The sequence below is a fragment of the Nonomuraea sp. KM90 genome (assembly GCF_052246675.1).
Classification (GTDB): domain Bacteria; phylum Actinomycetota; class Actinomycetes; order Streptosporangiales; family Streptosporangiaceae; genus Nonomuraea.
Genome location: NZ_JBQQCB010000227.1, coordinates 1 through 9,202, shown reverse-complemented (window position 1 = coordinate 9,202; position 9,202 = coordinate 1). Strand labels below are relative to the sequence as shown.

Genomic DNA, 9,202 nt, shown 5'->3' with positions numbered 1-9,202 from the left:
GCCGTGGCCGAGCTGGTGTGCGAGGTGTGGCCGCGGCCGGGGGGAGGCGCGCTGATCGAGATCGGCCACCAGGCCGAACGGGTCTCCGCCGGGCTGGCCGGCCGGATCGGGGCCGCGTACCTGGACCTCCTCAGGGAGCGGGCATGACGGCGACGTTCTGGGAGAACCCCTACCCGACCTACCACGCGATCGGTTCGCCGCTGCGCTGGGACGCCGACATGGGCGTGTGGATCGTCACGGGCAGGCAGGAGGCCACGGCGATCCTGCGTTCGCCCCACGTCTCCTCCTCCTGGCGCCTCCTCAGCGTCCGCGACCACGACGAGCTGCTGCGGCGCACGCTCGGCGGCTGGTTCATGCTGATGGACCCGCCCGGCCACACGCGGCTGCGGCGGGCCGTGCAGGGGTGGTTCACGCGGCGGCGGGTCGAGGCCCTGCGCTCCCTGCTGCGGGAGGACGCGGAGGCGCTGATCGGCTCCGCGGGAGATCCCGTCGACGTCATGGGCGACTTCGCCGAGCCGCTCGGCGTGCGGATGATCTCGCGGGTGCTCGGGGTTCCGGTCGAGGCCAGCGCCGCGGCCGCCCGGCTGATGTCGCCCATCGCCAGCTTCCTGGCCATGCCGTACCACAGGGGATTCGAGGGGCGGGCGGCACGGGCGACGGCGGAGCTGCGGCGGATGTTCCACGACAGCGCCACGGAGCTGGAGCCGGACGGAGTGCTCGCGGCGTTGACCGGCGACCCGGCGTTCGTCGAGACCGCCATGCTCCTGGTGTTCGCCGGTCAGGAGACCACGGCGGGACTGATCGGGACCGGGCTGGTGCACCTGCTGCGCGAGCCCGCCGCCTACCGGCGGCTCACCGGCGCGACGGCGACGGTCGAGAAGGCGGTGGAGGAGATCCTGCGCTACGACACCTCCGTGCCGCAGGTGCCGCGGGTCGCCACGGCCGACCTGGAGGTCGGCGGCGAGCTGATCAGAGCCGGCGACCGGATCGTCGTCATCCTGGGCGCGGCCAACAGGGACGGGCGGGTCACGCCCGAGCCCGACCGGTTCGACCTGGACCATCCGCCCTCGCACCTGGCCTTCGGCACCGGGCTGCACCACTGCCTCGGCGCGCCGGTGGCCCGCATGGCCGCGCAGGAGGCGGTCGGGGCCTGGGTCCGGCTGCTGCCGCGGGCCTGCCTGGTCGAGGGCAGCGTGCGGTGGCATGCCGACCGCGGTTACCGGAAGCTGGCGCGCGCCCTGGTCATGCGCGCGCCGCAACACCTACGACAAGGAGCTCAGCCATGAGCGGTATACAGTCCGGCCTGCTCGAAAGCCGGGTGCACGCGGTGTCGGACGTCTTCGAGCGCGCGCTCGGCGTCGCCATCGACCCGGACGGCGACTTCTTCCTGCTCGGCGGGCACTCGTTGCTGGTGATCGAGGCGATCGCCGACCTGCGCGAGCGCTACGGGCTACAGGTCCCGGCCAAGCAGTTCCTGGCGGACGCCAGCGTGCGCGCCGTCGCGGCGGCCTGCACCGTGGCGGGGAGCGGGCGATGACGTCCGCGCTGGAGCTGTTCCTGCGGGCGGCGGCCGCGCACTCCGGGCGGACCGCCGTCGTGGAGGCCTCGGGCGCGACCTCCTACTCTCAGCTCCTGGCGATAGGCAGGCGTACGGCCGGCGCCCTGCGTGGGCGTGGCGTGCGGGCCGGCCGGGTGGTGGCCGTGCGGTGCCCGCCCGGCGCGGCGCTGCTCGGGGCACAGCTGGGGGTCTGGCTGCACCGCGGGATCCCGCTGCTGCTCGACCCGTCGCAGCCGCGTCCCAGGGCCGAGAAGATGCTCCAGGACGCCCGCCCCGCCGCGCTGATCACCGACGGGGAGGTGGAGCCGCTCGACTCCGACCTCAGCGCGGCGACGGGCGATCCCGCCTACCTGCTGTACACCTCGGGCTCGACCGGGCAGCCCAAGGGCGTGCTCGTCGGCCACGACTCCTTCGGCGCGCTCATCCGCTGGCACCTGGCCGGGTACCGGGTCACCGCCGGCGACACGGCCTCCTCGGTGGCCGCGCCGTCCTTCGACGCCTTCCAGTGGGAGACCTGGCCGTACCTGTGCGCGGGCGCCCGGATCTGCTTCGCCCCGCCCGAGGTGCGCTACGCCCCGTGGGAGCTCGGCGCCTGGTTCGCCGCGGAAGGGGTGGACCTGGCCTTCCTGCCCACCCCGCTGGCCGAGGCGTACGTCCGGCACGGCTCGGATTTCGGGCAGCTCCGATGCCTGCTCACGGGCGGCGACCGGCTGCGGCTGTCGGACGGGCATCCGCTGCGCCGCCTGGTCAACCACTACGGCCCCACCGAGGCGACCGTGCTGGCGACCAGCCACGACGTCGGACCCGCCGAGACGGGCGAGATCCCGATCGGCGCGCCCATCCCCTCGGCCACCGTCATCCTCCTCGACGAGCAGGGGCGCGAGGCATCGCAGGGGGAGCTGGTCATCGGCGGAGGTTGCCTGGCACTGGGCTACTGGGGGCGCGACGGCCTGGCCGTACCCCTGCCGGGCCGTCCCGGGCGCTGGTACCGCACCGGCGACCTGGCGGCCCGCCGCGACGGCACGCTGCGCTTCCTCGGCCGGCTCGACCGCCAGCTGAAGGTGCGCGGGGCTCGGGTCGAGCCGGGCGAGATCGAGGCCGTGCTGCGCGGGCATCCGCTGCTCGACGACGCCGTGGTGGGTCTCGACCCGGCCGACGGCCGGTTGCTCGCCATCGGCGTGACCGACTCGGGGCACCTGCACGAAGCGGAACTGCGAGAGTTCGCCGCACACAGACTGCCGCCCGAGATGGTGCCCGGCCGCTTCCACGTCGTCAGCGAGCTGCCGCTCACCGCGCACGGCAAGGTGGACTTCGCGGCGCTGGACGAGGAGGCGGCATGCGGGTAGGGGTGCTGATCCTCCCGGAGCACCGGTGGGGGACGGGATGCGGGCTGTGGCAGCAGGCCGAGGCGCTCGGCTTCGACCACGCCTGGACCTACGACCACCTGTCGTGGGCGTCGCTGCGCGACAGGACCTGGTTCGCCACGGTGCCGACGTTGACCGCCGCGGCCTGCGTGACCAGCCGCATCAGGCTGGGCACGCTCATCGCCTCGCCCAACTTCCGGCATCCGGTCACCTTCGCCAAGGAACTCGTCGCCCTGGACGACATCTCCGGCGGACGGATGATCGCCGGGCTCGGCTCGGGGGTCGAGGGCTTCGACGCCGAGGCGCTCGGCGGCGTGCCCTGGCCGCGCCGCGAGCGCACCGCCAGGTTCGCCGAGTTCGTCGACCACCTCGACCAGCTGCTGTGCAAGCCGGCCGTCACTACGCGCGGAAGCTACTACAGCGCCACCGAGGCGCGCACCTACCCCGGCTGCGTGCAGAAGCCGAGCATCCCGTTCGCGATCGCGGCCACCGGTCCCCGCGGGATGCGCCTGGCCGCCAGGCACGCGCAGGCGTGGGTGACGCTCGGCGACACCCCTGACTTCGATGATCGCGGGCCCGGCGCGTGCATGACCGCCTTCCAGCGGCAGGTGAAGTTGCTGGAGGACGCCTGCGTCGCCGAGGGGCGCGAGCCGGGCGACATCGGCCGCATCCTGCTCACCGGCATCACGCCGGAGCGGCCGCTGTTGTCCGTGGAGGCTTTCCTGGACTTCGCCGGGCGCTACGACCGGGCCGGGGCGACCGATCTCATTCTGCACTGGCCCCGCCCGGAACCTCCCTACCACGCCATTCCCGCCGTCTTCGAGCGCATCGCCACGGAAGCGGTGCCTGCCGTACGGGCCGGCCGGTTCTAGAGCCGAGGAACACCATGCCTTACGCGAACGTGAACGGGGTCCGCCTGGGCTACGAGGTCCACGGCGCCGGCGACCCGGTGCTGCTGGTGATGGGGGCGGGCGGGCTGGGCAGGACCTGGCACATCCACCAGGTGCCCGCTCTCGTCTCGGCCGGATACCGGGTCATCACCTTCGACAACCGGGGCCTGCCGGCCAACGGCCCCTGCCCCGGCGAGTTCGGCCTGGACGACATGGTCGCCGACACCATCTCCTTGCTCGACACGCTGGGCATCGCGCGTTGCCACGCCGTGGGCGTCTCGCTCGGCTCGATGATCCTTCAGGAGGTGGCGCTCGCCAGGCCCGGGCTGCTGTCGCGGTGCGTGCTGCTGGCGACGCGCGGCCGTACCGACGCCTTCCGGGCGGCGATCGTCGCGGCCGAGCTGGACCTGCTTGAACGCGGGCTCTCCCTGCCCGGACCCACCTCCGGCGTGCTGCGCGCGCTGCTCAACCTGTCACCGGCCACCCTCGACGACCCCGCGCGCGTGCGCGACTGGCTCGACGTCTTCGAGATGTCCGCGCCCGCGGCCGGGCCCGGCATCAGGAGCCAGCTGCTTGCCACGCTGATCCCCGACCGCCTGGAGGAGCTGTCCAAGATCGAGACGGCCGGCCTGGTCGTCGCCTTCGAACACGACCGCCTCACCCCGCCCCGCCTGGGCCGCGAGGTGGCCGACCGGATACCGGGCTGCGAGTACGCAATGGTCCCCGACACGGGCCACTACGGCCACCTGGAAAGCCCCAAGACGGTCAACGCCCACATCCTGGACTTCCTGTCGGGCCCCTGAGCCTCACCGCGGCGGCATATTGGCACCTGACGGGTAGCCCCGCTCGTAAGGTGATCATGTTGGGAATCGTTCAATTCTCCGACACCTTAGACCGTTCGTCAGTCCCACCAGAATTGCCACGAGTTGAGTCCGACAAGACGCTCCGCGTAGGTGGCAAGCGTGTGGGGGTGGCTGTTCTGCCAGATGTTGTCCGGGCAGAAGGCGAAGTGCTCGGCTGCGACGTGGAGCGCCTCCTGCAGCGTCGAAGGCGGGGCGGCGATGCTCAGATACAGGTCGGCGAGACCGACGCCGACGACCACGGCGCCGAACCGGTCCTCCCAACTACGCAGGACGGCGGCGATCTCACCGGTGTCGTTGGTGTAGTTCAGCGGGCCCATCCACCCGGCGGCGGCCAGAGCATCAGCCCCCCGGCCGGCGGCGGCCAGGCCGAGGCGTATGTCCGGGTTCTGGGCCGTGAGGTGGACTGCGTACTCGACTGCGAACGAGGCCGGCTCCGCGGTGAACGGCTTGCCCGGCGCCAACCCGGGCCAGTGTTGACCGTAGGGTGCGGTCACGGCGATCCGTTCGGTCGGCGACAACTGATCGGTGTCCGCATCGACCTCGGTGTGTTGCGCCCACCACGTCGCCAGGAGAGTCGCGTGGTCGTGGAGATCCGGAGAGGTGATCTTCTCTAGAGAGAGCTCCCCGGATTCCCAGGGCCGGAACTCGCTATCGTGCGGTGAAGATTCCAGCAGCAGAGGCCACAAGCCGGTCCGTCCATGAAGTTCTCGGACAGCTGCCCACAGATCAGCCGAGGCCGGTTCCACAGTCATCCATAGACCCGGGCGGCCTTCGCCTTCGTCCGTCACGATGAGGCGGCCCGGCGACAGCAGGCCGCAGAGTTCCACGACGCTGTCCTCGTGGCCGGCCAGTGCCGCCAGCTCCGACTGGAGCTGCTGTTCAAAACCCATCGCAGCACGATAAGCCATGATCGCCAAGGCATGGAGGGGCCAGAACCTTGCAGCTTGTAACGGTCATGTGGCAGCGAAGATGTCGCGCCGTTTGCCGCCGAAGGTCACATGCGGAGACGTGACCGCGTCCGGGGCTCTCGCAGAACTCTCACAGATGACCATTTATGAGAACCGCTTCGTTCATGCGCCGAGTGACGTCGGCCGGGGCCGCGGCGATGACGTCATTGAGCGCGGCCATGGAGGCCTGAAGGTCGTTGATAGCCTGAGCGATGCGGTCGCGCTCCTGGTGGAGGTCGGCGAGCAGGTCTGAGCAGGTGGGGACGAGACGGTCGCCGGTGTCCCGCAGGCACGGCAGGACCGTAGTGATCGTTGAGGTGCTCAGGCCGGCGGCCAGAAGGCTGCGGATGCGGCGGACGATGGCAACGTCCTCTTCGACGTATTCCCGGTAACCGCTGGGGCGCCGCTGTGGGTGGAGCAGACCCTGCTCCTCGTAGTAGCGCAGAAGGTGCACGGCCACGCCGGTCCGCCGGGACAACTCACCGATACGCACAAAAACCTCCTGATGGCCGCGCGGACCTTGTCCTCTCGACTTGACTCTCATATTGATGTGAGACTTTAGCGTCTGCAGCATGAACGTGAACAAGGGGTTCGCGACGCTCGCGGCATTGTGCGCAAGCGTCTTCGTCGTGGGTACCTCGGAGTACCTGATCGCCGGGCTGCTGCCCCAGGTCGGAGCTGATCTGGACATCTCCGTGGGAACCGCTGGACAAGCGGTGACCGCATACGCGCTCGGAGTGGTGGTCGGAGGGCCCGTCATGGCCCTGCTGACCGCGCGTCTGCCGCGCAAGGGGCTCGCCGTCGGCCTGATGGTACTGTTCGCGGCAGGCAGCGCAATCAGCGCCGTGGCGCCTTCGTTTGGCCTGCTCCTGGTGGGCCGCGTGGTGTCCTCGCTCAGCCACGCCGCCTTCCTGGCCCTGGCGCTGGTGACGGCGACCCGGGTGGTCCCGGCCGAGAAGACGGGCTCGGCCATCGCCACCGTCGCCTCCGGCTTCACCGTGGCCACGCTCCTCGGGGTGCCCCTGGGGGCGCTGCTCGGGCAGAGTTCCGGATGGCGGGCTCCGTTCGCCGTGCTGACCGCTCTTGCCGTGGCGGGCACCGTTCTCCTGGCCGCGGTGCTGCCCCGGCAGGAAGCGCCGGCCACGCGACTGCGCGACGAGATACGCGTGGTGGCGCGTCGGCCGGTTATGCTCGCCATCGCCACCACCGCGGTGGGCTTCTCCGGGGTCGCCACAGTGTTCACCTACATCGCCCCGCTGCTGACCCGCGTCTCTGGCTTCTCCGCCGCGGCGGTCTCCGGTCTGCTGCTCGCCTACGGCGCGGGCAGTTTCCTCGGCAATCTCACCGCCGGAAAGCTGACCGACAAATCGATGAGCGCAACCGTACGTGGGGTCTTCGGCGGGCTGACGGGGACGCTCCTGCTCATTCCGTTCGCCGCGGTGTTGCAGCCCACCGCCGTGGCCGCGGTCCTGGTGCTCGGCCTGCTCGCCACCGCGACCATCGCCCCGCTGCAGGGACTGATCCTGCACCACGCGGGCGCCGCTCCAACTCTGGCCGTTTCCGTCAACGTGGGTGCCTTCAACCTCGGCGCCGCAGCCGGCTCGGTTATCGGCGGTGCGATCGTCGCCGTCGGCGCTCTGCGCTGGACCGGCCTGGCGGGCGCGGTGCTGACCCTGATCGGACTGTCCCTCACCTATCTCGTCCTGCCCCGGACACGGACGTCGGCGCAGGACGCCGAACCCGAAGTCTTCACCTCCACCGCCGCCTGATCCCCCGTCCATTCGCCCCGCGAAGGAGGTCGCCATGCACGCGATCCAGATCGCTAGCCACGGCGGGCCCGAAGTCTTGTCCGTCCGGGAGGTTCCCCAGCCCGCTCCAGGAGCTGACGAGGTGCTGATCCGTACCGCCGCAAGCAGCCTGAACCCGGTGGACTGGAAGACGCGCGCATGGGAGGTCGGGCCCGAACTCCCGGCCACCTTGGGGTGGGACCTGGCCGGAGTCGTCACCGCCACCAACCACCCCGGCTACCGCCCCGGGGACCAGGTGATCGCGATGTCCGCGCAGATCGCCACCGGCCGCGGTACCTGGGCCGAGCAGGTCGCCCTGCCGGCCCGGCTGCTGGCGGCCGCCCCCACCACGGTTTCGCTGGTGGATGCCGCGTCACTCCCGCTGGCCGGAGTGACGGCGCTGCAGGCCCTCCAGCAGGCGGCAGTCACCGACGGAGACCACGTTCTGATCACCGGCGCGGCCGGTGCCGTGGGTGGCATGGCCGTCCAGCTCGCCCGCCACACCGGGGCCACCGTCGACGCCCTGGTCTCACGCCCCGAGCACCTCGTAGCGGCCCGGGAACTCGGCGCCGAACGCGTCTGGCACACCCCGGCCGATCTCCCTCGCCGTACCTATACGGCAGTACTGGACATCGCAGGCACCGCCGCGGGCCCCGCCCTCGCGCCGGGAGGACGGTACGTCTCCATCGCTGACCATCCCCTGCCCGACATCCCCGGGGCCGCCAAGAGCTACGTCCAGGAGGATCAGGATCACCTCGCCCACCTCGCCGCCCTCGTGGACCGAAACGGGTCGAAGCGCGCGTCGATTTGGCGCTCAACGTGCGGAGCAGATCCTGCCATATGCCACCAGTCGAGCCTAAACACCCACTTAGCGTACGTTTCGTTCCATCCGGATTTCCGGCCTCGACGCTACCTGCCTTGATCGCCTCGTACTCCGACTCGTGGTTCTCCCGGGACTCGCCCAGCAGCCGCAACGCGCGCTGCCGAAACTCCGGCGGGAACTGACGTGGCATAGCTCCATCCTCCAATAGAAGTCGGAGCTAAACCCAGGACGGTTCACATGCACCGCCACGTGAGGTCGTACGCAGACACAGGGGTGCGGCGAGTGAGCACGCGGCGTCGCCGGCGGTCAGCCGCGCTGCTGTCGCGGCAGCAGCAAGCTGACCACCGCGATGGCCAGGCCGAGCCCAGCCGCCATGAGGAAGACCAGGCCGTATCCGGCGGCGAGGGCGGCGGCCGGGGAACTCCCGCCGGCCTCCATCGCGGCTCTGGCGCTGGCGGCTGTCGCGAGCACCGCCAGGCCGATCGACCCGCCTACCTGGCTGGCGGTTTGGGCCAGGCCGCCGATGATCCCCGCGTCGCTGTCGGGAACGCCGGCGGTCGCCGCGGCCATGATGGTGGGGAAGGTCAGCCCGATGCCGACCGCGATGAGCAGCGTAGGCCCGAGCACGCTGGTGACATAGCCGCTGTCGGCATGAGCCAGGGAGAGCCAGCCGAAACCGGCCACGAAACAGCCGCTGCCGGCCAGCACCAGGGGGCGCACACCGGTTCGCGGCAGCAGGGCGGCGGCCCATCGCGTGATCACCATGAACGTCACCGCCGCGGGTGTCTGCCCGAGCCCGGCTTGAAGCGCGCTGTAGCCGAGGACGTTCTGCAGGAAGAGCGACGTGAAATACCACATCGCGATGGCAATCCCTCCGAACAGCAGCAGCATGCCGCTGCCGACCGCCACCCCCCGGATCTTGAACAGCCGCAGCGGCATGCTGCTGCTGTTCGGAGGGATTGCCATCGCG

Annotated in this window: 10 protein-coding genes; 7 read left to right on the top strand and 3 right to left on the bottom strand. The window is 71.0% G+C overall.

What is annotated here, in order from left to right; translation table 11 throughout:
• Nucleotides 1-143: 143 nt before the first annotated feature.
• Genes ACTWPW_RS61515 through ACTWPW_RS61495 form a run of 5 tightly spaced genes read left to right on the top strand, consistent with a single transcriptional unit; the run spans nucleotide 144 to nucleotide 4,615 of the window.
• Nucleotides 144-1,286, top strand: coding sequence for a cytochrome P450 (locus ACTWPW_RS61515; RefSeq protein ID WP_375119176.1), 1,143 nt, complete (start codon nucleotides 144-146; stop codon nucleotides 1,284-1,286).
• On the top strand, nucleotides 1,283-1,537 hold the full coding sequence (locus ACTWPW_RS61510; RefSeq protein ID WP_375119177.1) for an acyl carrier protein: 255 nt from the start codon (nucleotides 1,283-1,285) through the stop codon (nucleotides 1,535-1,537). The genes ACTWPW_RS61515 and ACTWPW_RS61510 overlap by 4 nt, the downstream gene beginning before the upstream one ends.
• Complete coding sequence (locus ACTWPW_RS61505; protein ID WP_443174625.1) at nucleotides 1,534-2,904, top strand: amino acid adenylation domain-containing protein; 1,371 nt, start codon at nucleotides 1,534-1,536, stop codon at nucleotides 2,902-2,904. The genes ACTWPW_RS61510 and ACTWPW_RS61505 overlap by 4 nt, the downstream gene beginning before the upstream one ends.
• Nucleotides 2,895-3,794: an LLM class flavin-dependent oxidoreductase gene (locus ACTWPW_RS61500; RefSeq protein ID WP_443174624.1), complete on the top strand. Its 900-nt coding sequence runs from the start codon at nucleotides 2,895-2,897 to the stop codon at nucleotides 3,792-3,794. The genes ACTWPW_RS61505 and ACTWPW_RS61500 overlap by 10 nt, the downstream gene beginning before the upstream one ends.
• 14 nt (nucleotides 3,795-3,808) lie before the next feature.
• Nucleotides 3,809-4,615 carry an alpha/beta fold hydrolase gene (locus ACTWPW_RS61495; protein ID WP_375119180.1) on the top strand — a complete coding sequence of 269 codons (807 nt, stop codon included), beginning with the start codon at nucleotides 3,809-3,811 and terminating at the stop codon, nucleotides 4,613-4,615.
• Nucleotides 4,616-4,713: 98 nt separating this feature from the next.
• Here ACTWPW_RS61495 and ACTWPW_RS61490 read toward each other — a convergent pair whose 3' ends face one another.
• Together ACTWPW_RS61490 and ACTWPW_RS61485 are read right to left on the bottom strand one after the other, a co-directional pair.
• Nucleotides 4,714-5,565 (bottom strand): DUF4253 domain-containing protein, encoded by an 852-nt coding sequence (locus ACTWPW_RS61490; RefSeq protein WP_443174623.1) that lies wholly within the window; start codon nucleotides 5,563-5,565, stop codon nucleotides 4,714-4,716.
• Nucleotides 5,566-5,713: 148 nt separating this feature from the next.
• The gene (locus tag ACTWPW_RS61485; protein WP_375119182.1) at nucleotides 5,714-6,115 is read right to left on the bottom strand and encodes a MerR family transcriptional regulator; all 402 of its coding nucleotides are present in this window, start codon (nucleotides 6,113-6,115) and stop codon (nucleotides 5,714-5,716) included.
• A 79-nt stretch (nucleotides 6,116-6,194) separates the two neighbouring features.
• On the opposite strand from ACTWPW_RS61485, the gene ACTWPW_RS61480 reads away from it, so the two are divergent.
• Entirely contained in the window at nucleotides 6,195-7,391 is a 1,197-nt protein-coding gene (locus ACTWPW_RS61480) for an MFS transporter (RefSeq protein WP_443174622.1), read from the top strand.
• 34 nt (nucleotides 7,392-7,425) lie between these two features.
• Complete coding sequence (locus ACTWPW_RS61475; RefSeq protein ID WP_443174621.1) at nucleotides 7,426-8,331, top strand: NADP-dependent oxidoreductase; 906 nt, start codon at nucleotides 7,426-7,428, stop codon at nucleotides 8,329-8,331.
• 207 nt (nucleotides 8,332-8,538) lie between these two features.
• Here the strand turns inward: ACTWPW_RS61475 and ACTWPW_RS61470 are convergent, their stop codons facing one another.
• Nucleotides 8,539-9,171 carry an MFS transporter gene (locus tag ACTWPW_RS61470; protein ID WP_443174620.1) on the bottom strand — a complete coding sequence of 211 codons (633 nt, stop codon included), beginning with the start codon at nucleotides 9,169-9,171 and terminating at the stop codon, nucleotides 8,539-8,541.
• Nucleotides 9,172-9,202: the final 31 nt, after the last annotated feature.